Source organism: Pantoea eucalypti, from assembly GCF_009646115.1.
GTDB lineage: Bacteria > Pseudomonadota > Gammaproteobacteria > Enterobacterales > Enterobacteriaceae > Pantoea > Pantoea eucalypti.
In genome coordinates, this window is the sequence record NZ_CP045720.1 from 2,804,078 (window position 1) to 2,831,034 (window position 26,957).

The 26,957-nt window shown below is 55.3% G+C and carries 23 protein-coding genes; 6 read left to right on the top strand and 17 right to left on the bottom strand.

What is annotated here, in order from left to right; all coding sequences use genetic code 11:
• Positions 1 to 10: 10 nt before the first annotated feature.
• Both nfsA and EE896_RS13120 read right to left on the bottom strand, forming a co-directional pair.
• On the bottom strand, positions 11 to 733 hold the full coding sequence (gene nfsA, locus EE896_RS13115; RefSeq protein WP_003849269.1) for an oxygen-insensitive NADPH nitroreductase: 723 nt from the start codon (positions 731 to 733) through the stop codon (positions 11 to 13).
• 16 nt (positions 734 to 749) lie between these two features.
• Positions 750 to 1,001 (bottom strand): DUF1418 family protein, encoded by a 252-nt coding sequence (locus tag EE896_RS13120; RefSeq protein ID WP_003849267.1) that lies wholly within the window; start codon positions 999 to 1,001, stop codon positions 750 to 752.
• Positions 1,002 to 1,256: 255 nt separating this feature from the next.
• On the opposite strand from EE896_RS13120, the gene EE896_RS13125 reads away from it, so the two are divergent.
• The gene (locus EE896_RS13125) at positions 1,257 to 1,520 is read left to right on the top strand and encodes a GrxA family glutaredoxin (RefSeq protein WP_003849263.1); all 264 of its coding nucleotides are present in this window, start codon (positions 1,257 to 1,259) and stop codon (positions 1,518 to 1,520) included.
• 87 nt (positions 1,521 to 1,607) lie between these two features.
• Here the strand turns inward: EE896_RS13125 and ybjM are convergent, their stop codons facing one another.
• Positions 1,608 to 1,973 (bottom strand): inner membrane protein YbjM, encoded by a 366-nt coding sequence (gene ybjM / locus EE896_RS13130; protein WP_003849260.1) that lies wholly within the window; start codon positions 1,971 to 1,973, stop codon positions 1,608 to 1,610.
• A 258-nt stretch (positions 1,974 to 2,231) separates the two neighbouring features.
• Between ybjM and EE896_RS13135 the strand changes: the two genes are divergently transcribed.
• Positions 2,232 to 3,920 (top strand): aspartate:alanine antiporter, encoded by a 1,689-nt coding sequence (locus EE896_RS13135; protein WP_003849258.1) that lies wholly within the window; start codon positions 2,232 to 2,234, stop codon positions 3,918 to 3,920.
• A gap of 303 nt (positions 3,921 to 4,223) precedes the next feature.
• Positions 4,224 to 4,829, top strand: a complete 606-nt coding sequence (ybjG, locus tag EE896_RS13140) for an undecaprenyl-diphosphate phosphatase (RefSeq protein ID WP_039661079.1) — start codon at positions 4,224 to 4,226, stop codon at positions 4,827 to 4,829.
• 729 nt (positions 4,830 to 5,558) lie between these two features.
• Here the strand turns inward: ybjG and EE896_RS13145 are convergent.
• Entirely contained in the window at positions 5,559 to 6,761 is a 1,203-nt protein-coding gene (locus EE896_RS13145; protein ID WP_140915838.1) for a serine hydrolase, read from the bottom strand.
• Positions 6,762 to 7,033: 272 nt separating this feature from the next.
• Between EE896_RS13145 and EE896_RS13150 the strand changes: the two genes are divergently transcribed.
• Positions 7,034 to 7,690: an HAD family hydrolase gene (locus EE896_RS13150; protein ID WP_003852323.1), complete on the top strand. Its 657-nt coding sequence runs from the start codon at positions 7,034 to 7,036 to the stop codon at positions 7,688 to 7,690.
• A gap of 138 nt (positions 7,691 to 7,828) precedes the next feature.
• Here EE896_RS13150 and EE896_RS13155 read toward each other — a convergent pair whose 3' ends face one another.
• The 8 genes from EE896_RS13155 to EE896_RS13190 form a co-directional block, all read right to left on the bottom strand.
• Complete coding sequence (locus EE896_RS13155) at positions 7,829 to 8,965, bottom strand: PQQ-dependent sugar dehydrogenase (protein ID WP_105099358.1); 1,137 nt, start codon at positions 8,963 to 8,965, stop codon at positions 7,829 to 7,831.
• A 118-nt stretch (positions 8,966 to 9,083) separates the two neighbouring features.
• Positions 9,084 to 9,719 (bottom strand): carbonic anhydrase, encoded by a 636-nt coding sequence (locus tag EE896_RS13160; protein ID WP_003852320.1) that lies wholly within the window; start codon positions 9,717 to 9,719, stop codon positions 9,084 to 9,086.
• Positions 9,720 to 10,114: 395 nt separating this feature from the next.
• Positions 10,115 to 10,564, bottom strand: a complete 450-nt coding sequence (locus EE896_RS13165; protein ID WP_003852318.1) for a DUF4385 domain-containing protein — start codon at positions 10,562 to 10,564, stop codon at positions 10,115 to 10,117.
• Positions 10,561 to 11,466: a glutathione ABC transporter permease GsiD gene (gene gsiD, locus EE896_RS13170; protein ID WP_003852316.1), complete on the bottom strand. Its 906-nt coding sequence runs from the start codon at positions 11,464 to 11,466 to the stop codon at positions 10,561 to 10,563. The genes EE896_RS13165 and gsiD overlap by 4 nt, the downstream gene beginning before the upstream one ends.
• Positions 11,463 to 12,392 (bottom strand): glutathione ABC transporter permease GsiC, encoded by a 930-nt coding sequence (gene gsiC, locus EE896_RS13175; RefSeq protein ID WP_003852314.1) that lies wholly within the window; start codon positions 12,390 to 12,392, stop codon positions 11,463 to 11,465. The genes gsiD and gsiC overlap by 4 nt, the downstream gene beginning before the upstream one ends.
• A gap of 46 nt (positions 12,393 to 12,438) precedes the next feature.
• Complete coding sequence (gene gsiB, locus EE896_RS13180) at positions 12,439 to 13,974, bottom strand: glutathione ABC transporter substrate-binding protein GsiB (protein WP_140033576.1); 1,536 nt, start codon at positions 13,972 to 13,974, stop codon at positions 12,439 to 12,441.
• Positions 13,975 to 14,028: 54 nt separating this feature from the next.
• Positions 14,029 to 15,885, bottom strand: a complete 1,857-nt coding sequence (locus EE896_RS13185) for a dipeptide ABC transporter ATP-binding protein (RefSeq protein ID WP_105099360.1) — start codon at positions 15,883 to 15,885, stop codon at positions 14,029 to 14,031.
• 9 nt (positions 15,886 to 15,894) lie between these two features.
• Positions 15,895 to 16,854 (bottom strand): isoaspartyl peptidase/L-asparaginase family protein, encoded by a 960-nt coding sequence (locus EE896_RS13190; RefSeq protein ID WP_140915837.1) that lies wholly within the window; start codon positions 16,852 to 16,854, stop codon positions 15,895 to 15,897.
• A 256-nt stretch (positions 16,855 to 17,110) separates the two neighbouring features.
• On the opposite strand from EE896_RS13190, the gene moeA reads away from it, so the two are divergent.
• Both moeA and moeB read left to right on the top strand, forming a co-directional pair.
• Entirely contained in the window at positions 17,111 to 18,346 is a 1,236-nt protein-coding gene (gene moeA, locus EE896_RS13195; RefSeq protein WP_140915836.1) for a molybdopterin molybdotransferase MoeA, read from the top strand.
• Positions 18,347 to 19,105, top strand: coding sequence for a molybdopterin-synthase adenylyltransferase MoeB (gene moeB / locus EE896_RS13200; protein WP_140915835.1), 759 nt, complete (start codon positions 18,347 to 18,349; stop codon positions 19,103 to 19,105).
• A 526-nt stretch (positions 19,106 to 19,631) separates the two neighbouring features.
• Here the strand turns inward: moeB and EE896_RS13205 are convergent.
• The 5 genes from EE896_RS13205 to EE896_RS13225 all read right to left on the bottom strand — a co-directional run bounded on the left by EE896_RS13205 (position 19,632) and on the right by EE896_RS13225 (position 26,902).
• Complete coding sequence (locus EE896_RS13205; protein ID WP_008925818.1) at positions 19,632 to 21,224, bottom strand: ABC-F family ATPase; 1,593 nt, start codon at positions 21,222 to 21,224, stop codon at positions 19,632 to 19,634.
• Between the two features lie 178 nt (positions 21,225 to 21,402).
• Positions 21,403 to 21,804 carry an H-NS family histone-like protein gene (locus tag EE896_RS13210; protein WP_003850507.1) on the bottom strand — a complete coding sequence of 134 codons (402 nt, stop codon included), beginning with the start codon at positions 21,802 to 21,804 and terminating at the stop codon, positions 21,403 to 21,405.
• 856 nt (positions 21,805 to 22,660) lie between these two features.
• Positions 22,661 to 24,190, bottom strand: coding sequence for an efflux transporter outer membrane subunit (locus tag EE896_RS13215; protein WP_140915834.1), 1,530 nt, complete (start codon positions 24,188 to 24,190; stop codon positions 22,661 to 22,663).
• A gap of 1 nt (position 24,191) precedes the next feature.
• Positions 24,192 to 25,760, bottom strand: a complete 1,569-nt coding sequence (locus EE896_RS13220; RefSeq protein ID WP_003850509.1) for a DHA2 family efflux MFS transporter permease subunit — start codon at positions 25,758 to 25,760, stop codon at positions 24,192 to 24,194.
• Positions 25,757 to 26,902 (bottom strand): HlyD family secretion protein, encoded by a 1,146-nt coding sequence (locus EE896_RS13225; protein WP_003850510.1) that lies wholly within the window; start codon positions 26,900 to 26,902, stop codon positions 25,757 to 25,759. The genes EE896_RS13220 and EE896_RS13225 overlap by 4 nt, the downstream gene beginning before the upstream one ends.
• Positions 26,903 to 26,957 lie beyond the last annotated feature (55 nt).

Sequence of the window (26,957 nt, forward strand, 5' to 3'; positions counted from 1 at the left end):
CCTTTCTGAATTAACGCGTGGCCCAGCCCTGTTGATGCAGATAATCGAGCATAAACGGACGCGTCTCTTTAATGATCAGCCGCTGGATTAGCTCGCTCCAGGTTTCACTACGCTGGTTACTGTCGCGCTGCTGATAATAGAGTTCTGTGCGGCTATCGTATTCTGCCAGCACCGCCGGATCCAGTGGCTGATAGCGATTCTCATGTACCAGCATCGCATGTGGCATACGCGGTTTGACGTCCGGCTTCGATTCCGGATGACCCAGGCAGAAACCAAACAGCGGCAGCACAAACTTCGGCAGGCCCAGCAGTTCTGTCACTTCCGCAATGCTGTTACGAATCCCGCCGATAAAGACGCCGCCCAGATCCAGTGATTCCGCTGCGACCATGGCATTCTGCCCCATCAGCGCGGTGTCGACACAGCCCAGCAGCAATTGCTCGGCACGGCCCAGTTGTGCATCCGGGCAAATCTGCAGGTGGCGATTAAAGTCCGCGCAGAAAATCCAGAACTCAGGCGCATCTGCGACCCACGTCTGCCCGCCGGTCAGCGTTACCAGCTTGTCACGCAGCGCTTTGTCGGTGATACGGATAATAGAAGAGCACTGTAAAAAGCTGGATGTGGACGCCGATTGCGCCGAATTAATAATCGCTTCACGCTGCTCTTCGCTGACCGGCTGGTCAGTAAAGGCGCGGATCGAACGGTGGCTGCACAGTAAATCAATGGTCGGTGTCATAAAGTCTCCAGCAAAATTATCTTTTTTTATCAATCTGATTGAACAGCTGTGGTGCTATCGCTTTCGCGGTGCGCCACATTAACAGCCAGGCAGCAGGCAGCATCAGAACCACGCCGGCGATGAACAGCACAGTGGCCAGCGTTTTCACGTCAGCCATGTCTGGCAGCGGAAGCCAGTGGTTGATCAGCAGCAGCGCGCCTAAAATCAACAGGCCACCTGCCGCCTCCATCACCACCACAAACCGGGGCAATCTGGCTACACTCTGCATCACATCCTCCTGCCTTAGCGGCTTACTGAGCGTCAATTATGGTCAACAACCCAAAAATTGCGCGGGATATAGAGGCCGCTGCTGCGAAAAAGCCCCTGTTTCAGATGCTTCCTGAACGCGCGGCAATAGCGTGCGGGCATCAGACTAACAGGCAAATCCTGCTTTCCTTAAGCGATACGAGCGGGCATGATGGTGCCCATTCTCTGTTTCGTTATGTGATAGTCATCACACAATAGTCGCTGCAAGGAGTTCTTTATGATTGCTGTTATTTTTGGTCGTCCGGGCTGTCCTTACTGTGTGCGTGCCCACGAACTGGCCGATAAACTGACCGCTGAGCGCGATGATTTTAGCTACCAGTACGTTGATATTAACGCAGAAGGCATTACAAAAGCCGATCTGGAAGCCAGCGCCGGTAAACCGGTCAGCACCGTCCCACAGATTTTCGTGGACGAAAAACATATCGGTGGCTACACCGAGTTCGCTGCATGGACTAAAGAGAATCTGGGATTTGTCGCGTAAGCGCAAAGGGCCGGAATAAAAAAGGCGAGGCAGAAAATTCTGTCTCGCTTTTTTGCTCTCTGGCTGTGGGAAATCAAACGGCACCCTTCAGTTGAGTGACGCCATGACAATCTGCATCAATCGCACCAGCAATGCCCCGCAACCTGCCCAGAACAGGGCGCTCAGGCTCCAGGCCACTAAAAAGAATCCGCTACTGTGAATAAACAGGCTGTTGTTTAACAGCAGTGCTGCCAGTAACGTTCCCCAGAGTCCCATCAGCAGCGTGCTTTTTAGCGGGCTTTCCACCTGCATCAACGCCATCACAATACCGGGCAACATAAAGAGCAGTAATTCGGGCTGACCACGAAGCGGGCCGGGACCGACTTGCCAGAAACGACAGGTAAAAACAAACACCAGACTATACAACACCACGCCGCACAGGCGGGTTGTCCAGAGATAAGAGCGCTGCGGCATACTACCCCACTGATTAAAAATAACCCCGACAATAACCTGCTGATATCCCTGATGCGTTCAGATGGAAATAAAAAGAAACAGTTCGTTGTGGCAACGAATGAAAACAGCCAATGGCTGAGAAAGATAATTGTGATTAGAATAGCGCCGCGGTAAAGGTTCTATTTACAGCATTGATACAACAGAACCTCAACGGCCTGCTCACGATAACGAAAAACAGGCTACTCTTCAATAGCTTACATGTAAACAAGAAGTTAAACAGTGAATATTAACGTCGCAGGATTGTTAAGCGGAAATGACATTTTGTTATTATTTGTCGTTTTAGCGCTTGGCCTTTGTCTGGGTAAGTTGCGTCTTGGCTCCGTTCAGCTGGGAAATTCGATTGGCGTATTAGTCGTTTCGCTCTTATTAGGCCAGCAACACTTCACGATCAATACCGATGCATTGAGCCTGGGCTTTATGCTGTTTATTTTTTGTGTCGGCGTTGAAGCCGGTCCCAACTTTTTTTCCATTTTCTTCCGCGACGGCAAAAATTATTTCATGCTCGCCATCGTCATGGTGGTCAGCGCACTGCTGCTGGCGCTGGGACTGGGCAAACTCTTTGGCTGGGATATTGGCCTCACCGCTGGCATGCTGGCCGGTTCGATGACCTCAACGCCGGTACTGGTCGGCGCGGGTGATACCCTGCGGCAAAGCATCACCGATCCAAAGCAGCTCGCACTCATGCAGGATCAGCTGAGCCTCGGCTATGCCGTAACCTATCTGATTGGCCTGGTGAGTCTGATTTTTGGCGCACGCTACCTGCCCCGTCTGCAACATCAGGATCTGCCCACCTGTGCCCAGCAAATTGCCCGGGAACGCGGTCTGGATGCGGACAGCCAGCGCAAAGTCTTTCTTCCCGTCATTCGCGCCTATCGCGTGGGCGCGGAACTGGTGGCGTGGAGCGGGGGCAAAAACCTGCGTGAACTGGGCATCTATCGTCAGACCGGTTGCTACATTGAGCGTATTCGCCGCAACGGTATTCTCGCCAGTCCCGATGGGGATGCGGTACTGCAGCTGGGTGATGATATCTCACTGGTGGGCTATCCTGATGCCCATGCCCGGCTCGACCCCAGCTTTCGTAATGGTAAAGAGGTGTTTGACCGCGATCTGCTGGATATGCGCATCGTTACCGAAGAGATCGTGGTGAAGAACCATAATGCGGTAAACAAGCGCCTGAGCAAGTTAAACCTCACCGATCACGGCTGCTTCCTGAACCGTGTGATACGCAGTCAGATTGAGATGCCGATCGATGACAGCATCATACTGAACAAAGGTGATGTGCTGCAGGTCAGCGGTGAGGCACGACGGGTCAAAAGTGTGGCCGATCGCATTGGTTTCATCGCGATTCACAGTCAGATGACCGATCTTTTAGCTTTCTGCGCCTTCTTTATCGTGGGTCTGATGATTGGCCTGATTACTTTCCAGTTCAGCAATTTCAGTTTTGGTATTGGTAACGCAGCGGGTCTGCTGTTCGCCGGTATCATGCTCGGCTTCCTCCGTGCCAACCATCCGACCTTTGGTTATATTCCGCAGGGCGCGCTGACGATGGTGAAAGAGTTCGGGCTGATGGTGTTTATGGCGGGAGTAGGATTAAGCGCTGGCAGCGGCATTAATCACGGCCTGAGCAGTGACGGTGCCCTGATGCTACTTTGCGGCCTGCTGGTGAGCCTGATTCCGGTGATCATCTGCTATCTGTTTGGTGCCTATGTGTTGCGGATGAACCGCGCCCTGCTGTTTGGTGCCATCATGGGTGCGCGAACCTGTGCACCGGCCATGGAGATTATCAGTGATACCGCACGCAGCAATATTCCGGCGCTGGGGTATGCCGGAACCTATGCCATTGCCAACGTATTGCTCACGCTGGCGGGGACACTGATTGTGATCATCTGGCCAATTTTGCCTTTATAAAATTTTTTTGCCTGCGTCCAGAACTTTATAGTTAAGCGATAGTCATAATAAGTGCCACTGCTTTTCTTTGAAATCCCCAAATTGTGGAGCCCGCTGGTCTTTTTCCTGGCGGGTTTTTTTATGCCCTTTTTTCCTCCCTGCGCCACTCACTAGCACCACAAACTGACCCGAAACGGTCATAAAACTTAAACAGTTGTGCAACTCATTATCAGATTCGGAGCCTTTCCGTAGACGAATTGCGTCTTAAAAAGCAGGATGGTGCGCTGTTAAGTTAGCTATTTGTGCTGAGGAATGTATCCCGAAATGGAAGAGCTGAACCACTCACTGTTTACTGCCATCAATGCCACGCCGGCGTCACCCGCCTGGTTAATACACCTCGCGACCTTTATTGCCAAAGACCTGATTGCCATTGTGCCGCTGTTAATTGTGGCGATGTGGCTCTGGGGACCGCGCGATCAGGTTTCTTCACAACGGGCGCTGGTTCTGAAAACCGGTATGGCGCTGATTTATGCGCTGGCAATCTCGTGGTGTGTCGGCCATCTGCTGCCGCATCCCCGCCCTTTTGCCATTGGTTACGGCTATCAGTTCCTGCACCACGCCGCCGATGACTCCTATCCCAGCGATCACGGCACCACGATTTTCACCTTTGCGCTGGCCTTTATCTTCTGGCATCGCCTCTGGTCGGGCGTAGTGCTGATGATAGCGGGTTGCGCTATCGCCTGGTCGCGGGTCTACCTGGGCGTTCACTGGCCAATGGATATGCTGGGTGGGTTCCTGGTGGGTCTGCTGAGTTGTCTGGCGTCTCATCTGGCGTGGCAGTTCTATGGCGAGCGGATGCTGGCAGTGATCAACCCGCTCTATCGGGCGCTGTTTGCCGTACCGATTCGTAAAGGCTGGACGCAGGATTAAAAAGGGACATGTTAGCGTTACTGAGATTGCTGACAAAGTCTGGACTGGTTGCTGTAAGACTGAGCCTGCACAGGAAACACGCTCGGATCGGAAAGACGCAAAACTGCCATCCATGGCTCGCTCGGCCCGCGCGATTACGCCCCTCATCCCTGAGGGGCGCCCGTAAAGGGGCCAACGCGTTGCGTTGTTCAAAAACGCTCCCGCCGTTTTTAGTACGCCCCTCATCCCTGAGGGGCGCCCGTAAAGGGGCCAACGCGTTGCGTTGTTCAAAAACGCTCCCGGCGTTTTTAGTACGCACCTCATCCCTGAGGGGCGCCCGTAAAGGGGCCAACGCGTTGCGTTGTTCAAAAACGCTCCCGCCGTTTTTAGTACGCCCCTCATCCCTGAGGGGCGCCCGTAAACAGGCCAACGCGTTGCGTTGTTCAAAAACGCTCCCGGCGTTTTTAGTACGCACCTCATCCCTGAGGGGCGCCCGTAAAGGGGCCAACGCGTTGCGTTGTTCAAAAACGCTCCCGGCGTTTTTAGTACGCCCCTCATCCCTGAGGGGCGCCCGTAAACGGGCCAATGCGTTGCGTTGTTCAAAAACGCTCCCGGCGTTTTTGTCCATGGCGCGGGACGCTTGCCTCCTTTGACCGTGTTCCCTGCACGGTAAGCTAATTCATTGCTGCCAGATGCATCCTGATTTGGGTTTGCCAGCAGTCAGCAGGGACGCCTCAGCGTCCCTCAGACTTATGAAAACCACTTCCCGAACCAGCCGTTGAACTTCATCATCACGAAATCAATCATCCGGCTGAAGAAGCCGCCTTCCGGCACGTCCTGCAGCACCACCAGCGGACGCTGCTCAATCGTTTTGCCATCCAGCTGGAAGTCGATGGTGCCGACCACCTGATTCTTCTTCAGCGGCGCTTCAAGCTGCGGCGCATTGAGTTTGAAACTCGCCTTCAGATTCTTCATCTGCCCTTTCGGGATGGTCAGCGCGGCATCTTTCGCCACGCCCAGATTCACCTGACTCTTGTCACCGAACCAGACCCGCTGCTGCGCAAATGGTGCATCCGCTTTAATTGGCGTCACTGTTTCATAGAATCGGAAGCCCCACGTCAGCAGCTTTTCACTTTCGCGGAAACGAATCGCATCGCTGGCGGTGCCGAGTACCACCGAGATCAGACGCATATCGCCTTCCGTCGCGGAGGCCACCAGGTTATTGCCTGCGCCTGAGGTATGGCCGGTTTTAACGCCATCCACTTTGAGGTTGGTGCTCCACAACAGACGGTTGCGGTTGATCTGACGAATATTGTTAAAGGTGAACTCTTTCTCTTTATTCAGGGCGTACTCTTCAGGCACATCGCGGATCAGCGCCTGAGCAATCAGCGCCATATCCCGCGCAGTGCTGTACTGCCCTTCTGCATCGAGACCATGCACCGTCATAAAGTGGGTGTTCTGCAGTCCCAGCGCCTTCACATAGTTATTCATCAGGCCAATGAACGAATCCTGACTGCCTGCCACATAATCCGCCAGCGCGATACAGGCATCATTACCGGACTGAATCACAATTCCTTTATTCAGCTCATGCACCGGAATGCGGTCGCCAGGCTTGAGGAACATCAGCGAAGAGCCGCGCAGCTTAGGATTGCCAGTCGCCCAGGCATCCTGTCCGACGGTGACCAGATCATCCGGTTTGATTTTGCCTGCTTTAATTGCCTGACCCACTACGTAGCTCGTCATCATCTTAGTCAGACTGGCGGGATCGAGACGCTGATCGGCACTGGATTCAGTCAGCACTTTACCGCTGGCGTAGTCGATCAGAATCCACGCTTTAGCATCAATGCCGGGCGCGGCGGGAGCCTGCTCAGCAAAAACGCTGATGGGGGCAAGAATCAGTAATGAGGTGGCAGCAAAGTGCCGCAGGCGAGATGAGAAGCGAGTGTTTGTCATGAGCTTGGCCGGATTGTCCTTGTTAAATCGAAATTCCAGGGGCAGAAAATTCTCACTCAAACGCTACCCCCTGACGGCATTGAAAAAAACCGTCGAATCGTAAAGTTTTTTAGAGTTTAGTAGAGTAACCCTGGCATAAACGCCGCGCGCGTGCCCCTTTTTTCCGATTCTGTCGCCACCAAAACTGCGTGAAATTCCGATTTTTCGCAGAAGAGTTAAGCCCGTCACAAATATCAGCTAACCTGAACGCCAGTCAGCCGAGGAGACCGACCATGGACTTAGCCCTTTTTGATCTTGATGAAACACTCATTTGTGAAGACAGCACCAGCCTGTGGCTGCGCTGGCTGGTATCACAGGGATTTGCTCCCAGCGAACTGATTGATCAGGAACAGGCATTAATGAATCAGTATTATGCCGGTACGCTTTCGATTGAAGAGTATATGAATAAGACGCTCTCACCGCTGGCGGGCATGGCGACGCTGACCGTTGAAGGCTGGGTGCGTCGCTTCATTCAGCGCGACATCCTGCCTCGTGTCTATCCGGCCGCCCGCGAGCGGATCGAATGGCATCGGGCGCGCGGCGACCGGGTGATGATCATCTCTGCCAGCGGCGAGCATCTGGTGGTGCCGATTGCTGAGAAACTCGGAGCCTGCGGCGCGCTGGCGATTGGTGTTGAAATCGTGGACGAGCGTTACAGCGGCAACACCTACGGCACCATGACCTATAAAGAGGGCAAAGTGACCCGACTGGGTGACTGGAAAGCGCTGCAGCAGCAGGAGCACTTTGAGCGCACCTGGGCCTACAGTGATTCAATGAACGACCTGCCGCTCCTGGAGCAGGCCGATCATGCCCATGTCATCAACCCGGATGCGCAGCTACACCAGGAAGCGTTAAACCGTGGATGGCAGGTTTATCACTGGGCTCGCTGATTCAGCGTCGTGTCCATCGGGCGTAATTTTTGCAGACAGCCCGGGCGCTGAACAATCGGAACGCACATGGAGTACGCGAGGGTTGCAAGCAGAGCCAGGTGCAGACTGAAAAATTAACTCACCTGATGGACAAGGTTTTTAGCCGCGGGATGCGCCAGCGTCCTGCGCTAATCCCACTCTCAACAGCTTGCCATTGGCCTCATCGGTCAGCACATAGAGATAGCCATCCGGCCCCTGTCGCACATCACGAATCCGCACATTCTGATCCCCCAGCAGCCGCTGCTCCTCCACCACTTTTTCGCCGTTAATACTCAGACGAATCAGGTTTTTCTCTTTCAGTGCACCGATGAATAGCGAGTTTTTCCACTGGGGAAAACGGGCGCTGTTATAAAACGCCATGCCGCTGATAGCCGGAGAAACTTTCCAGTGATACAGCGGCTGTTCGGTGCCCGCGACATGAGTGCCTTTTGACTCCGGCACGTTGTCGCCATTGTAGTCAATGCCGTACGTCGCCAGCGGCCAGCCGTAATTCTTGCCCCGGGCCATGATATTCACTTCATCGCCGCCTCGCGGGCCATGCTCGTTTTCCCATATCATGCCGGTCCAGGGGTTAAGCGCCAGTCCCTGCGGATTACGCAGACCATAGGCCCAGATTTCTGGCCGTGCGCCGGCCTTTTTCACAAACGGGTTATCGTCAGGCACGCTGCCATCAGCATTCAGCCGCAGCAGCTTGCCCTGAAGCTTATCGAGATCCTGCGCCGCACTGCTGACAAAATTATCGCCGAATGCAATCCAGAGATAACCCTGGGTATCAAAGGCCAGCCGGGTGCCGATATTGTTGCCGCTGGAGAGCATCGGCGTCTGCCGAATCACCTCACGAAAATCGCTGAGCTGCCGGTTATCCTGGCTCAGCGTCCCGACGCCCACTACCGCGCCCGCTTTGCCGCTGCTGTTCGCCTCGGTGTAGCTCAGCCAGACGCGACGGCTGGTCGCAAAATCGGGTGCCAGCACCACGTCCAGCAAACCACTCTGCCGTTGTGCCCAGACTGTCGGCACCCCTTTGATTGGCTGCGACAGACCGCTCTCCGGGCTCCAGCTGCGCAACTGTCCGCTACGTTCGGTAATCAGCAGGGTTTTGTTGTCGGGCAGAAAGGCAACGGACCATGGATGTTGTAACTTATCCTGTAATACCTCAACTTTCACGTCAGCGGCAAACAGCGGCGAAGCGCAGAATAGCGCGCTACTCAGCAGCAGAGCGGTCGAAAAACGGGACATAGGGATCTCCTGACAGGATGGCTTGACCTTAAGCGTAGTCATCCGTCGCGGGGTGAACCTGAGGATTTACAAAAGATTAAACAGGAAACCCGCTGCAGGACGCAGCGGGTGAAAGGCATTACTCGAAACAGGTATCCGGATTATCCGACAGGGTGATGAACTGCTTGCCACCCTGGGTCAGCGCCATAATGGTGCCGCTTTCGATATCGTAGACCCAGCCGTGCAGACGCAGCTTGCCATTACGCAGGGCAACGGAGACCGACGGATGGGTTTTCATGTTGTTGAGCTGGGCGATAACGTTCTCTTTGACCATTTCGTTCAGCTTCTTCTCTGGCGAGTCATACTGACGCTGCTCAACCACCGCTTTTGCCGCATCGGCATAACGCAGCCAGTGCTCAACCGCTGGCATGGTATCCATGCAGGCGCAGGAGGCGATGGCATTCATGGCACCACAGTTAGAGTGACCACAGATGATGATGTCGGAGACACCCAGTGCGACAACCGCATATTCGATAGTGGCAGAGACACCGCCTGGCTCCGGGCCGAATGAGGGAACGATGTTGCCCGCATTGCGGATAACGAACAGCTCTCCTGGCTCCTGCTGTGTTACCAGTTCAGGCACCAGACGGCTGTCTGAACAGGAGATGAACAGCGCTTTCGGATTTTGATTTGACGCCAGGCTTTTGAAAAGATCCTTCCTTTCAGGAAACACATTCTGCTGGAAATTCAGAAATCCGTTGATGATCTCTTTCATTATTTAGCTCTCACATTATCCATTTCATTACCTGAGGAGCATAGCCTCCTCAGTGGGGTTTGCTGGTTTATTATTAATGAAAACAAGTGAATATCAACCCGAGTTTTGCAGTCAGCCCTGGACCATCGCCACTGTCAGCGTTTCGCTTATCGGTCAGCCAGAAGCATCCTGGTTGATTTCTTTTTATAGCACGGGAAGTTACTGGAAAAGGTAACGTTTGATCCGTCTGCTTTTTTTACCTGAGATCGCGCTCCGCTTTTACGCGTTTTTTCACTACTTTACGCACGACATAGCAGGTGGACGTACTTTCACTTTTACGTCAGCGGATGTGGCACACGCTGGAGGGCCGCCTGAACCGCAATGCTGCGCGACAGGCCGCCGGGGGGAATCAGCACTCAGCCATACTGTTGCTGATGCGCTTTTTTACGTTTCAGATAGTCCTCATCTTCCCGAAGTTTATCCCAGTACGCTTTGAAAATGGCCGCCGCTGCGGCTTTCTCTTCGTTGACGCCGCGCGGCAGCTCTTTGCCGTCTGCGTCATACTTGCGTCCGCCTTTATGATTGCTGTAGCGACGCGCTCGGGTATACCCCATCTGGATAAATTTGCGCGCCATATCCATACCGACAAAATCATCCTGACGCCGGTAATCCTCAAACAGCGCCATGATTTTCTCAGCCGACTCTTCAGCAATGGGGACAGTGCGAAAACGCCAGTGCGGCAGAATTTCGCTCTTATAAGGCTCGACCATCAGCACACCCTGCTCGCCTCGCCCGACCTGATAACGCTCGGGATGCTGGCGGAAATCAATCGTGCTGAAGTCCTGATCATAATCGAAAGGTTTCATCTCTTTAGTTTAGGATCAAGTGCGTCACGCAGCCCGTCTCCCAGTAAATTAAATGCCAGAACCGTGAAGAAAATGGCCAGACTGGGGAAAATCGCTACATGAGGCGCAATCACCATGTCGGCACGCGCCTCATTCAGCATCGCGCCCCACTCCGGTGTGGGCGGTTGTGCACCCAGCCCCAGAAACGACAGGCTGGCAGCGGTGATGATCGAAGTGCCGACCCGCATGGTGAAATAGACCACAATCGGCGATACCGTACCGGGCAGGATATGCCGCATCAGAATGGTCCAGTCAGACGCGCCAATACTGCGTGCTGACTCAATATAGGTCTGATGCTTCAGCACCAGCGTATTGCCGCGCACCAGGCGGGCAAAGGCGGGAATACTGAAGATAGCCACCGCCACAATCACGTTGCTCATGCCGCTGCCCATGATCGCCACCACCGCAATTGCCAGCAGGATGCCGGGAAACGCGAACAGCACGTCACAGATGCGCATGGTAATGCGGTCCCACCAGCCTTCGTAATACCCGGCAAGCAGCCCAAACAGCGTGCCAATCAATGCGCCGATCACCACCGAAAAGAAACCGGCAATCAGGGAAATACGCGTCCCGACCAGCACCCGGCTGAAAATATCACGACCCAGCGAATCGACACCAAACAGGTGAATCAGGGACGGGCCCTCATTGAGCCGGTCATAATCGAAGTAGTTCTCTGCGTCGAACGGCGCAATCCACGGAGCGATAACCGCCAGCACAATCAGCAGCAGTACAAACGCGCCGGCCAGCAGCGCCACCGGCTGCTGCCGGAAGCGCCGCCAGAACTCTCGCCATGGCGTACGAACCCGGTTCTCCGCAATCAGCGGCATTGTTTTCAGGGCCGCTTCACGTCGCCAGTTTTTCATCGCGACTCCTTAAAGCGAATAGCGGGATTGATCACCGCATAGAGCATGTCGACAAACAGATTGATCAGAATAAACTCCAGTGAAAACAGCAGCACCTCTGCCTGAATAACCGGATAGTCGCGCATCGCCACCGAGTCGACCAGCAGACGGCCCAGTCCCGGCCAGTTAAACACCACTTCGACGACGATCGATCCCCCCAGCAGAAAACCAAACTGCAGCCCCATCATTGTCACCACCGGGATCATCGCGTTGCGAAGGCCGTGTTTCACCACCACCAGCGACTCGCGTACCCCTTTAGCCCTGGCGGTGCGCATGTAATCTTCCTGCATCACCTCCACGAACGACGCGCGGGTAAAGCGTGCCATTACCGCCGCCACCGCCGCACCTAAGGTGATCGAGGGCAGAATGTAATGTTTCCAGCTGTCAGCACCGACGGTTGGCAGCCAGCCCAGCTCCACTGAGAAGACCTGCATCAGCAGCATGCCCAGCGCAAAGGCGGGAAACGAGATGCCCGATACCGCCAGCGTCATCCCCAGCCTGTCAGGCCAGCGGTTGCGCCAGACAGCCGAAACAATGCCGATGGTCATGCCAAAAATCACCGCCCAGATCATGCTGGCCAGCGTCAGCCACAGGGTCGGCATAAAGCGCGAGGCGATCTCATCCGCAACCGGCCGCTTTGAGACCATCGACTGGCCGAAATCACCCTGCAGCGCATTCAGCATAAAGTGCCAGAACTGTTGCGGCAGCGGCTGATCCAACCCCAGTTCCTGACGCACCAGCGCCACCACGGAGGCATCAGCTTCCGGCCCGGCAATCAGGCGTGCCGGATCGCCCGGCAGCATATGAACAAACAGGAACACCAGCACTGCCACTATCAGCAGCGTTGGAATCAGCCCCAACAGTCGTTTAAGAAAATAGTTAAACATGCAACATCCTGCAGCTGCGGCCAGCCACGCAGGCTGGCCGGCTCCGTTACTTCAGAGTGGCCTCATCAAAATTGAATGAGGTATCGGGCATCACATAAAAACCGCTGAGGTTTTTGCTGTTGGCAGAAACCAGCTGCTCCACCACCAGCGGGATCCACGGATGGTCCTGCCAGATGGTGTCCTGCGCATCTTTATACAAGCGCGCTTTCTCTGCACGGTCAGTGGTTTTCAGCGCATCGGCCAGATCTTTATCCACCTTAGGATTACTGTAAAACGCCGTGTTAAAGATCGCCGGTGGCCAGGCTGCGGTAGCAAACAGTGGCGTCAGCGCCCAGTCTGCTTCGCCCGTTGAAGCAGACCAGCCGGTGTAGAACATCCGCACGCCGCTCTCTTTCTGGCCCTTGCCCTCCACTTCTGCGGCACGCTGGCCCGCATCCATCGCCGTGACTTTCACCTTCACGCCAACCTGCGCCAGCTGCTGCTGAGTGAACTGCAACACTTTCTGCGCGGTGCTGTGGTTATGTGATGACCAAAGCGTAGTTTCAAACCCGTTCGGATAACCCGCCTCTTTCAGCAACGCACGGGCTTTGGCTGGATCGTAGCTGATGGCCGGATAGGTCTGTGCAAAGTCGACAGCGGACGGCACGATGCCGGTCGCGGGTGTGGCGTAACCGGAGAAAGCCACTTTCGCCAGCGCCTGACGGTTGATGGCATATTCCAGCGCCTCACGTACCTTCGGGTTGTCGAACGGCTTCTGAGTGACGTTGAGGCTGATATAACGCTGCATAATGGAAGGTGAGGTCACCACATCCAGCTTGCTGTTCTTTTCCAGCAGTTTCACCTGCTCATAAGGCACCGGGAAAGCAAAGTTTGCTTCGCCGGTCTGCAGCATCGCCGCACGGGTGTTGTTGTCCACCACCGGACGCCAGGTGATGCTGTCCAGCTTCGGATAGCCCGGCTTCCAGTAACCGTCCCACTTCTTCACTTTCACAAAATCGGTCTGGTTCCAGGTTTCAAACACAAACGGTCCGGTTCCTACCGGATGGAAACCGATCTCTTTGCCATATTTTTTCAGCGCGGCTGGCGAAATCATCGCCGCCGCCGGATGGGCCAGGTTGTTGATAAAGGCAGAGAACGGCTCTTTCAGCGTCACTTTTACCGTCGTCGGATCCACGACTTCCGTACTGGCGATGCGTTTAAACAGGTTGTAGCGCTTGAGATGGTTATCCGGGTTGCTGGCACGATCGAGGTTGACCTTTACCGCTTCCGCATTGAAATCCGTGCCATCCTGGAACTTCACGCCAGGACGCAGCTTGATGGTATACGTCAGGCCGTCGGCGCTAGCCTGATAGCTCTCTGCCAGCACGTTAGTCAGTTTCATATCCTTATCGAAGCCAAACAGACCCTGATAGAAGGATTTCGCGACCGCCTGCGACAGTGTGTCATTGGCGTCATAGGGATCGAGCGTGGTGAAGTTGGACGCGACGGCAATCACCGCATCCTGTGCTGCCCAGGCGGGCAATGTCATTGCGCTGCTTAACACGCCAGCTGCCAGTAACCCTTTACGCATCGTCATCTGCATCTTGTTCTCCTGTAATCCCTGTCGGGTTGGTCGCCGGGGCGACATTGTCACTGTTCAGGTCGCGCTGATAATGTGGCGGGCGACGAAATGGCCCGGAGCCACCTCCATCAGCGGCGCCACTTCAGGTTCATCCCCTAACGCATGGATCGGGCTGGGGATCTCATCGACCAGTAAGGCGCGTTCACGACGCCGGTGAGCCGGATCGGCGACCGGCACCGCTGCCATGAGTTTTCGGGTGTATGGATGCTGAGGCTGTTCAAACACCGCCTGACGCGGCCCCATCTCGACAATCTGACCGAGATACATCACCGCCACGCGGTGGCTGATACGCTCCACCACCGCCATATCGTGGGAAATAAACAGGAAGGCGATGCCAAACTCGCGCTGCAGGTCGAGCATCAGATTAATAATCTGCGCCTGAATCGACACATCCAGCGCCGAGACGGACTCGTCGGCAATCACCACTTTGGGGTTCAGCGCCAGCGCGCGGGCTATACAGATGCGCTGACGCTGCCCGCCAGAAAATTCATGCGGATAACGCTGAGCATGTTCCGGCAGCAGTCCCACTTTATCCAGCAACCAGGCAACGCGCTGCTCCGCCTCGCGACGCGGCATCGCCTTGTGGACCAGCAGCGGCTCCATAATGGAGAAGCCGACCGTCAGCCGGGGATCCAGCGAGGCGTAGGGATCCTGGAAGATAAACTGAATATCACGCCGCAGATGGGCCAGCGCGGCACCGGAGAGATGATCTATTCGCTGGCCGTCAAACGTCAGCGTGCCGCCCTGACTGGCCACCAGCTTCAGCAGCGAGCGGCCGGTGGTCGATTTACCACAGCCAGACTCCCCCACCAGTGCAAGCGTCTCACCGGCATAGAGATCAAAACTGACTTTTTCGACGGCATGAACCCGGCTTTTAACCCGATTCAGCAGACCACCGCGAATATCAAAGCGGGTGACCAGATCGCGCACCTGCAAAATCGGCGGCTGCAGGCGGCGTACCGTATCCTGCGGCACGTCATCAACGGCATCACTGTGCAGCAAGGGGAATTTGGCGGGCAAAGGCTGCCCCTGCATCGAGCCGAGTTTTGGCACCGCCGCCAGCAGCGCCTGTGTATAGGGCTGCTGTGGTGCGCTGAACAGCTCGGCGACCGGAGCATTTTCCACTACTTCGCCGCGATACATCACCTGCACCCGGTCGGCCATTTCGGCGACCACGCCCATATCGTGAGTGATAAAAATCACTCCCATCTGCATCTCTTTTTGCAGCACGCGGATGAGCTGCAGAATCTGCGCCTGAATGGTGACGTCGAGCGCGGTGGTCGGTTCATCGGCAATCAGTAACGCCGGCTTGCAGCAGAGCGCCATCGCAATCATCACGCGCTGGCGCATCCCACCCGACAACTGATGCGGAAAGCGGGATAAGACATTCTGCGCATCGGGAATGCGCACCAGATCCAGCATCCGGCGCGCCTCTGCCAGCGCCCCGGCGTGGCTCAGACCCTGGTGCAGACGAATGGATTCGGCAATCTGCTCGCCCACGGAGAAGACCGGATTCAGTGAGGTCATCGGCTCCTGAAAGATCATCGCCATATCCGCGCCGCGCACCCGGCGCATCTGACCTTTTGAGGCGCGCATCAGATCCAGCACGTCGCCGTTGCGACGGCGCAATTGCACTTCTCCGCTGACGATTCCGCCCGCCTGCTCAATCAGTCTCATCAGCGCCAGCGAGGTGACCGATTTCCCCGAACCTGACTCCCCCACCAGCGCCAGCGTTTCGCCCCGAAACAGATCGAGTGACAAATGACGCACCGCATCCGTGACGGTGTCTTCGTGCTGAAAACGCACATTGAGATCGCGCACCGCGAGTACCTGTTCAGGGGCCAGCGGCGGTAACGTTTGCCTGTCGCTCATCACTGCTCCTTAACTTTCGCGATATATCGCGACGTCCGCCGCTTCGCCGACGCGCCCTACACCCCGATACATGCCTTCGCTGTTAAACGGCAGCGCCACGTTACCTGCACGATCCACCGCAATCAGCCCGCCGCTGCCGCCCAGTTCCAGCACGCTGTCATGAATGACATTAACCGTAGCCTGCTGCAGCGAACGTCCGGCGTAGCGCATCTGCGCAGCCACATCGTAGGCCGCCAGCGTGCGCATAAAGACTTCACCGGTGCCGGTACAGGAGACGGCCACGCTGTCGTTGCTGGCGTAGCAGCCCGCACCCGGTAGCGGTGAGTCGCCGACCCGCCCGGCCTGTTTATTGGTCATACCGCCCGTTGAGGTAGCTGCAGCCAGGTTGCCTGCCAGATCCAGCGCGACGGCGCCTACCGTACCGAACTTGCGGTCCGGATCGAGCGGGTCGTCGCTGTGCGCGGCACCATCGTGGTCCAGCACCGCGGTATCGCTGTTCAGCGCGCGCTGCAACTGCTCCCAGCGTTCCGGCGTTGAGAAGTAATCTTGTGCAACCATTTCCAGCCCGTTCGCTACGGCAAACTGCTCTGCACCCTCGCCGATAAACAGCACATGCTCGCTTTTTTCCAGCACGGCACGTGCCGCCAGCACCGGATTACGCACCCGCGTCACGCCCGCGACCGCGCCCACATCCAGCGTACGCCCATCCATGATGCAGGCATCAAGTTCATGAGTGCCCTGATGGGTGAACACCGCGCCTTTACCGGCGTTGAACAGTGGACACTCCTCCAGCAGTCGCACGGTCTCCGTCACCGCATCCAGTGCGCTGCCACCCTGAGCCAGTATCTGCTGACCCTGAGTAACAATATCGTGTAGCGCCTGACGATAGTGTTGTTCTTTTTCAGCGCTCATTGCTGCGCGCGAAATTGCACCCGCGCCGCCGTGAATGGCGATCACTGCATTGACCATAACGCTTTACCCTGTGGTTGCATCAGGACGAAAAACACTGATTTAAAATGGTTTTCACCCATTTTGGGTGATTTTTGACTATAGAAAGCCTGCTAAGTGTTGTAAAGCGGAAACTGTTCCTGTGGTTATAACCTTTTCTTACCACCCTGATTCATTTTTGCCATAACAACCGGCGCGTCTGACCGACACCGATGTGACTCAGCGGCTAATCCGACTCATAATAGGCAGCATCTGAGTTAACCAGGCTGGACTGTTTATGGAAAGTTTTACTGCAGGTTTGATCTCCCTTGAGGAGGCGCAACAAAAAATGCTGTCACAGGTGACGCCCGTTACCGACTCACTGAGCGTGTCGCTGGCCGACGCGGTCGGCCGCATCACGGCAAAAGCCGTCACCTCCCCGATCGCCGTGCCGCCCTTTGATAACTCTGCGATGGATGGCTACGCCGTCAGGCTGGCCGATGTCAGCAGCGGCCAGCCGTTACCCGTCGCGGGCAAAGCCTTTGCGGGCGCGCCGTTCAGCGGTGAGTGGCCGCAAGGCAGCGTGATTCGCATCATGACCGGTGCCCCAGTGCCCGCAGGCTGTGAAGCGGTGGTGATGCAGGAACAGACCGAATCTCAGGGCGATGCGATTGTGATTACCGCGCCCGTGCGTCCAGGACAAAACATCCGCCTGACCGGCGACGACATTCAGCCAGGTCATGTGGTGCTGGAAGCGGGAACACGTCTGGGTGCCGCCGAGCTGCCGCTGCTGGCTTCGCTGGGTATCGCGCAGGTGAACGTGCTACGTAAACTGCGGGTCGCTATCTTCTCCACCGGTGATGAGCTTCAGCCGGTCGGTGAGCCGCTGGCAGAGGGCCAGATTTACGACACTAACCGTTTTGCGGTCTCGCTGATGCTGCATAAGCTCAACTGTGAAGTCATCGACCTTGGCATCATCAAAGATGATCCTGCTGCCCTTCGCGCCGCATTTGAGGAAGCCGATCGGCAGGCGGATGTGGTGATCAGCACCGGCGGCGTCTCGGTCGGCGAAGCGGACTTCACTAAAAATATGCTGGAAGAGCTGGGCGCGATTAGTTTCTGGAAACTGGCGATTAAGCCTGGCAAGCCATTTGCCTTTGGTCGTCTTAACAGCAGCTGGTTCTGCGGTCTGCCCGGCAATCCGGTCTCCGCCGCCGTGACCTTCTATCAGCTGGTACAGCCGCTGCTTGCCACCCTTACCGGCCAGCAAAAATCCGCCTTGCCGCCCCGTCAGAAAGTGCGCAGCGCCTCGCGACTGAAAAAGTCGCCGGGCCGCCTCGACTTCCAGCGCGGCATCCTGCGCCAGAACGCACAGGGTGATCTGGAGGTGGAGACGACCGGAATGCAGGGTTCACACGTCTTCAGCTCTTTTGCCCAGGCGAACTGTTTCATCGTGCTGGAACGTGAACGCGGAAACGTTGAGCCGGGCGAATGGGTCGAGGTAGAACCGTTCAACGCCTTGCTGGAGGCATAAATGCTGCCTGAATTAAGCGATGAGGAGATACTGCGCTACAACCGGCAGATTGTCCTGCGCGGCTTTGATTTCGACGGTCAGGAGCGGCTTAAAGCGAGTCATGCGCTGGTTGTCGGGCTGGGCGGACTCGGCTGCGCCGCCGCGCCCTATCTGGCGTCTGCGGGCGTCGGCAACCTGACACTGCTCGACTTCGATACCGTGTCGCACTCTAATCTGCAACGGCAGATTCTGCACCATGACGTGGATATTGGCCGCGCCAAAGTGGACTCTGCCGCGCAAAGCCTGGCCGCTATCAATCCGCACTGCCAGCTGCATCCGGTTAATGGACAGCTGGACGACGCAGCGCTGCTGGCGTTGATTGCCCGGCAGCAGGTGGTGCTGGACTGCACCGACAATGTTGCGGTGCGTGAGCAGCTTAACCGGCTCTGTCGGCAGCAGCGGGTGCCACTGGTCTCGGGCGCCGCAATTCGGATGGAAGGTCAGATCAGCGTATTTAACTGGCAGCCCGGCACGCCCTGCTATCGCTGCATCAGCCGCCTGTTTGGCGAACAGACCCTGAGTTGCGTGGAAGCGGGCGTCATGGCCCCGCTGGTTGGCGTCATTGGTGCAATGCAGGCGATGGAAGCGATTAAAGTACTGACCGCCTTTGGCACACCCGCCACCAGCCGGTTGCTGATGTACGATGCGATGAGCGCGGAGTTCCGCAGCATGAAAGTCGCTCAGGACGCGCACTGTGAAGTGTGTGGCGGTGGAGATTAACCTTCTGCAGATATCCGTTCGCAGACAGCTCAAAACTTAAAGCGAAGGGAGCATACGCCTGTAGCAAAGCATCGCGCCGCCCGGATAAAAACGCCGGGAGCGTTTTTTGAACAACGCAATGCGTTGGCCGGGTTACGAGCGCACCTCAGGGATGAAGTGCGTAATCGCCTGCGCTGAGCATGCCAGGGATGGGGTCTTTTATGTCTTTGCGAAACACGTATGCTCCCTGAAGCCCGCTCAGCTGATAAGAGTGTGAATGCTTAGCGATCAGATTGAGATCTGCTTCAGAAACACGGGCAGATCGGAAAGTCGCTTAAACCATCCATGGATGCTCGGCCCACGCCGTCCCTGGCGCGGGACGCTTTCCTCCTCTGACCGTGTTCCCTGCGCCTTGAGCATTTGCGTTGCTGTCAGATAACCTATGAGCGTGGCATTCAGCCCAACCCACACCCTCTGACAATCAATAAGCATTCAGCTCTCTCATCAGCACCAAAAAAACGGGGTGGCCTGCGCCACCCCGTTTTTATCAGACGATACCCTGACTGCGCAGGTAATCTTCATAATTACCGGTGAAGTCCACCACCTTGTCTGCTTTCAGCTCAATCACGCGGGTTGCCAGCGAGCTGACAAATTCGCGGTCATGTGAAACAAACACCAGCGTGCCTTCATACATCTCCAGCGCCATATTGAGTGATTCAATCGACTCCATATCCAGGTGGTTGGTCGGCTCATCCATAATCAGAATGTTCGGTTTTTCCATCATCAGCTTACCGAACAGCATACGACCCTTCTCACCACCCGAAAGCACTTTCGCCGGCTTCTTAATATCATCCTGCGAAAACAGCAGACGACCCAGAATACCGCGAATGGTCTGCTCATCATCGCCAGGCTGTTTCCACTGACTCATCCAGTCAAATACTGTCAGGTCATTGGCAAAATCATCGGCATGATCCTGAGCGTAATAACCAATGCGTGCGTTCTCTGACCATTTAACAGTGCCATTATCTGGCGTAAGCTGACCCACCAGCGATTTCAACAGCGTCGACTTACCAATACCGTTGGCACCGATGACCGCCAGTTTCTCACCGACTTCCAGCAGCAGATTTAAATTCTTAAACAGCGGACCGTTATCAAAGCCTTTCGTTAAACCTTCCACTTCCAGCGCATTACGGAACAACTTCTTGTCCTGCTCAAAGCGGATAAATGGGTTCTGACGACTGGAAGCTTTCACTTCATCCAGTTTAATTTTATCCATCTGCTTGGCGCGTGATGTCGCCTGACGCGATTTAGAGGCGTTAGCACTAAAACGACTGACGAACGATTGTAAGTCAGCAATCTGCGCTTTCTTCTTCGCGTTATCTGATAACAGACGTTCACGTGCCTGCGTTGCAGCGGTCATATATTCGTCATAATTACCGGAATAAACCCGCAGCTCGCCATAATCCAGATCGGCCATGTGAGTGCAGACCATATTAAGGAAATGACGGTCATGCGAAATGATAATCATGGTGCTGTCACGCTCGTTCAGCACCTGCTCCAGCCAGCGAATAGTGTCGATGTCCAGGTTGTTCGTCGGTTCGTCGAGTAACAAAATATCGGGATTTGAAAACAGCGCCTGTGCCAGCAACACACGCAATTTAAAGCCCGGCGCAATTTCGCTCATCGGGCCGTAATGTTGCTCAACCGGAATACCCACGCCGAGCAATAACTCACCGGCACGGGACTCGGCGCTATAGCCGTCCATCTCACCGTAGAGCGCTTCAAGATCGCCGACTTTATACCCCTCTTCTTCGCTCATCTCGGGCAAAGAATAAATACGGTCGCGCTCCTGCTTCACTTCCCATAATTCATGGTGACCCATGATTACGGTGTCCAGTACGCTGAATTCTTCAAAGGCAAACTGATCCTGACGCAGCTTACCGATACGCTCATTAGGATCGTAAGAGACGTTGCCGCCTGAAGGCACCAGATCGCCACCCAAAATCTTCATGAAGGTGGATTTTCCGCTGCCGTTCGCACCGATTAAACCGTAACGATTACCGCCGCCAAATTTAACGGAGATATTTTCGAACAGTGGCTTGCTGCCAAACTGCATGGTGATATTGCTGCTAACTAACACGGCATTGACCTTTGTGAAGAGAATGGATGAAAAAACGGCGGCTATTATGCCAGATGTGACGCAGCGCACGCCAGCGTCAGGCGTGGATTCCTGGCGGGGTGATTGATATCCCGGCAGAAATAAAAAAGCCGGAGGGCCATATTGGCCCCCCGGCTCCCACTTACAAGGATTGTGTTGATCAATCGATCAGGAAACTGTCCAGGCTTTTACCGGAATCCAGCGCTTTTTTAATCGCTGCCGGGGTACGGCCCTGGCCAGTCCAGGATTTCTGCTCACCATTTTCGTCGGTGTAAGAATATTTAGCCGGACGCGGCGCACGCTTGGTGCGTTTTTTTCCGCTCTCCAGCGCACCTAATAATTCATTAGGATCGATGCCGTCAGCCAGGAGCATTTCGCGATATTTAGACAGCTTTTCTTCTTTTTCGCGATTCTGTGTCTCTTCCGCTTCTGCTTCTTCGCGGCGCTCAGTAACGACTACCGTTAATTTTTCCAGGATCTCTTCAAGATCGGTCAGTGGCAGTTCACGAGCCTGGGCACGTAATGTGCGAATATTGTTCAGTACCTTAAATGCGTCACTCATCACAATGTCCTTGATTAAGGGGGGTTAATAAAACTGTAGCGCCAAGACTACCTAATTCAAATAAAAAAATAAATTATTTTTACGCTACAGATAATTCCTAAGTTTTAATTTCAGTTAAAATCTTACTATTAAATCGGCAGTGGCTGGTAATTTATTAACGCTGAATTAACAACAAATCGCCCTTTTACTCAACCGATGAAAACGATTTCAGCCTTGTTATACCGGCAACAGGCGTTAACGATTTTGGCTAAACGCGCACTACAGCGCGTCATTAATTGCAATTAAAGGTTCGTTGATAGCTGATTAAACGCGTGCCCTGATTGAGATCTCTGTCACACCAGCTTACAGATCATGCCTGAAAAACCGCCTCCCCCACCTTAAATAGTGCAAAATTATTACCGCTCGCGTGTTTTTTTAATTATCCCTCAGCGTGCAGCCAGCCCTTTTTTAACGGTGAGATTTCCAGCAGCGTCAGATTATTCGCAGCCCGACCGGCTGTGCAATAACTGTAGGGTCTGGCTCCGCCTGGTGAATGATCACGTGCTCTCACCTTAACAGTCGTAAGTTGCATTAAAGAATCGTCAAAGAAATAAATTCAGAAAGGTGACACGGCTCAGAATCCAGGATGGCCGGTAACGTAAAAATAATTGCCGGTCAAAAGCGCTGATAATATTCCGGCTAAGACTGGCTGTTTATTTTCTGCAGTCCGGACCGGACGCGTTGGGGCTGCGATGTATGCTAATTCAATGGCTTAGACCATTGAGATTTACATTGAGTGGGTGAGAACCCTTAACTTAACGCGGTTAAAAGGGAGAGATAAAGCGGTCACTGCGCACAGGCAGCGACCGCGAAAGGATTAATTCGCCTGTGTGGCCGGACCAAATACCGGATATTGCGGCATCTCAACGTTCTGATACGTTTCCCATCCGCCGCCCAGCGCTTTATAAAGCGCCACTAAATCCAGAGCGCTCTGCATTCTCGCCTGAGTCGCCTGCTCCTGAGCCTGTGCCAGCTGGCGCTGCGCATCCAGCACGTCAAGGAAGGTCGAAAGCCCCTGGCGGTAACTGTCGCTGGCGAGGTTAAAGGCCCGCTGCAGGGCGCCGGTCGTCTCATCCAGCGCAGTCACGCGCTGCTGGTCGGCGCGGTAGCTGACCAGCGCATTCTCGACATCCTGTAACGCCGTCAGCACAGTTTGACGGTAATCCAGCGCGGCGCTGGCCTGCTGCGCCCGCGCTAACTTGACGCTCGATACCAGTTGTCCACCCTGGAAAATCGGGATCGAAAGCGAGGGGCCATAACTGTAGAAATGGCTGCTCCAGTTATCCAGATAACTGGCGTCAGTGTTGCGGACGCCCAGCTGTCCGGTCAGCGACAGGCTTGGGAAGAGCTGCGCAACAGACACGCCAATCTCCGCGGTTTGTGCATGCAGCGTCGCTTCAGCCTGGCGAATATCAGGACGACGACGTGCCAGCGTGGAGGGAATACCAACCGGTACAAACTGCGGCAACGGCGGTAAGGCTTTAGGTGTGCTGAGTTCAGCATCCAGTGCACCCGGTGTTTTGCCGAGCAGCACCGCTAATCCGTTCATCGCCTGCCGTGCCTGCGATTGATACTGCGGCAGCTGGGCCTGAAGCGTGCTGAGCTGGGCACGGGCATTTTCTACATCAGTTAACGGAGCCAGACCATTACGCTGCTGACTTTGCGTCAGCTCGGTCGTCTGCTGCGCCACATTAATCTGCTCCTGCAGAGTCTGAACGGTGCTCTGCGCGCCTCGCAGCTGCAGCCAGGCTCGCGCAACTTCAGCCTCAAGTGAGACCAGCGCATCGTTACGCTGCTCTATCGCTGCCTGCTGCTGGGCATTGGCGGCCTCAACCTGACGGCGAACTTTGCCCCACAGGTCAAGCTCCCAGCTGGCATCGAAGCTGCCCTGATAGAGGTTAACCGGCTGGGTCAGGCCATTGAGCTGGCTGGCCACGCTGCTGTCGAGTTGATCGGTGACGCCATTGGACTCAAGCAAGCCTTTCAGGCCGAGCTGCTGACGGGTGACTTTGGCCGAACCGCTCAGACTGGGGAACAGGCTGCCCTGGGCCTGCGTCAGCTGTTCACGCGCACCCGCAATCCGCAGCACTGTCTGCTGCAGGCTCAGGTTCCCCGCTATCGCCCGCTCAATCAGGCTGTCGAGCTGCGGATCGTTAAAGCTCCGCCACCAGCGGGAATTAATCGCGGCGTTTTGTGGCTTTGACGCCTCCTGCGAATCCAGCGTGTTGTAGCTACCTGGCACGGCAGGTTTCGGTGCCTGATAGTCAGGTCCGACAGCGCAGCCCGCCAGCCCCAGGGCCAGCAGTAAGCTCAGGGGTTTCAGGCGATGAGTATAAAAAACCTTCATGTTAGTGTGCTCCTGCACTGCCTTCGCTCTTGATCGGCGACAGCAGCCAACAAAATGGAATCAAAATCAGGGCGACAATACTCAGGCCTGAGAAGACATCGATGTATGCGAGAATACGCGACTGCGCAATCATCTCCTGATAGAGCTGACCGGTTGCCAGCGTAATGGGATCGCCCACCGCCGACGTGAAGTCGCGTATCGCCTGCGCCCAGTGCTCAAGCGTAATGTTGAACGGCTCGTTAAGCGGCGTCATGTTGTGCACCATATGCGCAGACCGCGCCTGTGCGCGCTCGGTAATGGCCGCGGTCGAAAGCGAGATCCCAATGGATCCGGCCACGTTACGGAACATGGTAAAGAGCGCGGAGGCGTCCGCGTTAAGTCGCTGAGGAATGGTGACAAAAGCAATCGTAGTCAGCGGAACAAACAGGAAACCCAGCCCGATCGACTGTGCGCTACGCATCATCACCAGCGTTTTGAAATCGACATTCGGCGTCAGGGTAGCTGAATAGAAAAACGCCATGGCCAGACAGCTGAAACCAAAGGCGATGATGTATCGCGTCTGCACAATCGGCATCAGTTTCAGCACCAGTGGAATGGTCAGCACAATAAGCACCGCGCCGGGCGACAACACCAGCCCTGACCAGGTGGCGGTATAACCCAGATCCTGCTGCGCCAGCTGTGGCAACACCACAGAACTGCCATACAGAATCATTGCCATTCCCGCCATCAACAGCCCGGCCACCCAGAAGTTGCGGTCTTTCATTACCAGAATATCGACCACCGGCTTACGCGCATACATCAGCCAGTAAATGGCGCCAACGATGCCAACCAGCGCCAGAACAGCGAACAGTACGATAAAGTGCGAAGCGAACCAGTCCTCATCTTCTCCGCGATCCAGCATCACCTGCAGACACCCCAGGCCTAAGGTAATGAGGCTGATCCCGATGTAATCGATCTTCAGCTTACCTTTGGCCCACTTACGCTCCCACGGTGGATCTTCCAGCAGCTGATAGATTGCCAGCACAGTCAGCACGCCCACCGGGATGTTAATAAAGAATACCCAGCGCCAGCTGTAGTTGTCAGTGATCCAGCCACCCAATGTCGGGCCAATCACCGGCGCGACGATAATAGCGATGGAGGAGAGACCAAATGCCTTGCCGCGATCTTCTGCCTTGAAGTAGTCCAGCAGCACGGACTGCTGAACGGGCTGCAATCCGCCACCAAAAAAGCCCTGCAGCACGCGGAACAGAATGATTTGCCAGAGTTCAGTGGCGATGCCGCACAGGAACGAGCAAATGGTGAACATCACAATGCAAATCAGGAAAAACTGTTTACGGCCAAACAGCCGGCTGAAGAACGCAGAGATAGGCAGCACAATGCCGTTCGCCACCAGATAGGAGGTCAGCACCCAGGTTGACTCATCATAACTGGAGGAGAGCGAACCGGCGATGTGCGGCAGCGCCACGTTAACGATGGTGGTGTCGAGGATCTCCATAAACACCGCCAGCGTCACCGTGATTGCCACTAACCACGGATTACTGGCCGGTTTCCAGCTCTGCGCCGTACTCATTCCACTGTTACCTCGGGTTCAACGGAGAGACCCAGCGGCAGCGGATGGTTCGGATCCAGGCCCTTGTCGATAACGATTTTCACTGGCACACGCTGAACAATTTTCACGTAGTTACCGGTGGCGTTTTCTGACGGGAAGGTCGAGAAGCGTGAGCCGGAACCCATCTGAATGCTGTCGACGTGTCCTTCCAGCTTCATGTCCGGCCAGGCATCAACGCTGATTTTCACTTTATCGCCAGGATTCATGCGTTCCAGCTGAGACTCTTTGAAATTTGCAGTAACCCAGATGTCAGGCGAAACCAGCGAGAACAGAGAGGAACCCGCCTGCACCAGCGTGCCCAGCTGAACGTTACGCTTGGTGATAAACCCGTCATAGGGCGCGCGAACCTGGGTATAGGAGAGGTTAAGATCGGCCGTGCTTAACTGTGCTTTCGCCTGCTCAACCTGTTGCTGACGCGCTTCAACATTGGTCTCCTGCTGACGAATCTGCAGGGCAACCTGTGAAGCGACTTCAACCTGGGCTTTCGCACTCTGTAACTGTGCCTGCGCCGAACGTAGCTGCGCAGACGCGCTGTCGATATTACGCTGGCTGGTCGCACGTGGATCGACGCCACGCTGGCGACGATAATCCGCCTGCGCATTCAGCATATTGGCTTCTGCTTTCGCCTGATCGGCCAGAGCCTGATCGCGCTGAGCCGGATACTGTACTTTTGACAGCGCCAGCTGGGCCTGCGCCTGATGCAGTTGTGCAACGGCTAAACCGAGCTGCGCGTTAGCCTGTTCACGCTGGGCACGGTTATCGCTGGGATCAATCTCCACCAGCAGATCGCCCTTCTTCACCCGCTGGTTATCTTTCACCAGCAACTTCACGACATAGCCGGATGCTTTAGGCGCAATAGTAACGGCATCGCCTTCGGTAAAGGCGTCGTCGGTGGTTTCAATATTGCGGGTAGATAACCAGAACCAGAGACCGACAATCAGCATAATCACCACCACCACCGCCAGAATAATCAGCGGCTTTTTACCGGGGCGTTTACGCTCAGGCTGCTGGTCGTTGTCCTGATTTTCCTCTGACTGACGGTTTTGATCCGTCGTGTTTTCTGCGTCCTGCTGATGTGGATCGCGTTGATTGTTCTCGCTCATAGTTCCCATCACTGGCTAAGGCCCTGATTCCGGGCATAAAGGTCCTGTTAACCTT

Bases quoted from the DNA above. Each gene is read 5' to 3' on its own strand.
- nfsA (WP_003849269.1), bottom strand. From the start codon at position 733: ATGACACCGACCATTGATTTACTGTGCAGCCACCGTTCGATCCGCGCC.
- EE896_RS13120 (WP_003849267.1), bottom strand. From the start codon at position 1,001: ATGCAGAGTGTAGCCAGATTGCCCCGGTTTGTGGTGGTGATGGAGGCG.
- EE896_RS13125 (WP_003849263.1), top strand. From the start codon at position 1,257: ATGATTGCTGTTATTTTTGGTCGTCCGGGCTGTCCTTACTGTGTGCGT.
- ybjM (WP_003849260.1), bottom strand. From the start codon at position 1,973: ATGCCGCAGCGCTCTTATCTCTGGACAACCCGCCTGTGCGGCGTGGTG.
- ybjG (WP_039661079.1), top strand. From the start codon at position 4,224: ATGGAAGAGCTGAACCACTCACTGTTTACTGCCATCAATGCCACGCCG.
- EE896_RS13145 (WP_140915838.1), bottom strand. From the start codon at position 6,761: ATGACAAACACTCGCTTCTCATCTCGCCTGCGGCACTTTGCTGCCACC.
- EE896_RS13150 (WP_003852323.1), top strand. From the start codon at position 7,034: ATGGACTTAGCCCTTTTTGATCTTGATGAAACACTCATTTGTGAAGAC.
- EE896_RS13155 (WP_105099358.1), bottom strand. From the start codon at position 8,965: ATGTCCCGTTTTTCGACCGCTCTGCTGCTGAGTAGCGCGCTATTCTGC.
- EE896_RS13160 (WP_003852320.1), bottom strand. From the start codon at position 9,719: ATGAAAGAGATCATCAACGGATTTCTGAATTTCCAGCAGAATGTGTTT.
- EE896_RS13165 (WP_003852318.1), bottom strand. From the start codon at position 10,564: ATGAAACCTTTCGATTATGATCAGGACTTCAGCACGATTGATTTCCGC.
- gsiD (WP_003852316.1), bottom strand. From the start codon at position 11,466: ATGAAAAACTGGCGACGTGAAGCGGCCCTGAAAACAATGCCGCTGATT.
- gsiC (WP_003852314.1), bottom strand. From the start codon at position 12,392: ATGTTTAACTATTTTCTTAAACGACTGTTGGGGCTGATTCCAACGCTG.
- gsiB (WP_140033576.1), bottom strand. From the start codon at position 13,974: ATGCAGATGACGATGCGTAAAGGGTTACTGGCAGCTGGCGTGTTAAGC.
- EE896_RS13185 (WP_105099360.1), bottom strand. From the start codon at position 15,885: ATGAGCGACAGGCAAACGTTACCGCCGCTGGCCCCTGAACAGGTACTC.
- EE896_RS13190 (WP_140915837.1), bottom strand. From the start codon at position 16,854: ATGGTCAATGCAGTGATCGCCATTCACGGCGGCGCGGGTGCAATTTCG.
- moeA (WP_140915836.1), top strand. From the start codon at position 17,111: ATGGAAAGTTTTACTGCAGGTTTGATCTCCCTTGAGGAGGCGCAACAA.
- moeB (WP_140915835.1), top strand. From the start codon at position 18,347: ATGCTGCCTGAATTAAGCGATGAGGAGATACTGCGCTACAACCGGCAG.
- EE896_RS13210 (WP_003850507.1), bottom strand. From the start codon at position 21,804: ATGAGTGACGCATTTAAGGTACTGAACAATATTCGCACATTACGTGCC.
- EE896_RS13215 (WP_140915834.1), bottom strand. From the start codon at position 24,190: ATGAAGGTTTTTTATACTCATCGCCTGAAACCCCTGAGCTTACTGCTG.
- EE896_RS13220 (WP_003850509.1), bottom strand. From the start codon at position 25,760: ATGAGTACGGCGCAGAGCTGGAAACCGGCCAGTAATCCGTGGTTAGTG.
- EE896_RS13225 (WP_003850510.1), bottom strand. From the start codon at position 26,902: ATGAGCGAGAACAATCAACGCGATCCACATCAGCAGGACGCAGAAAAC.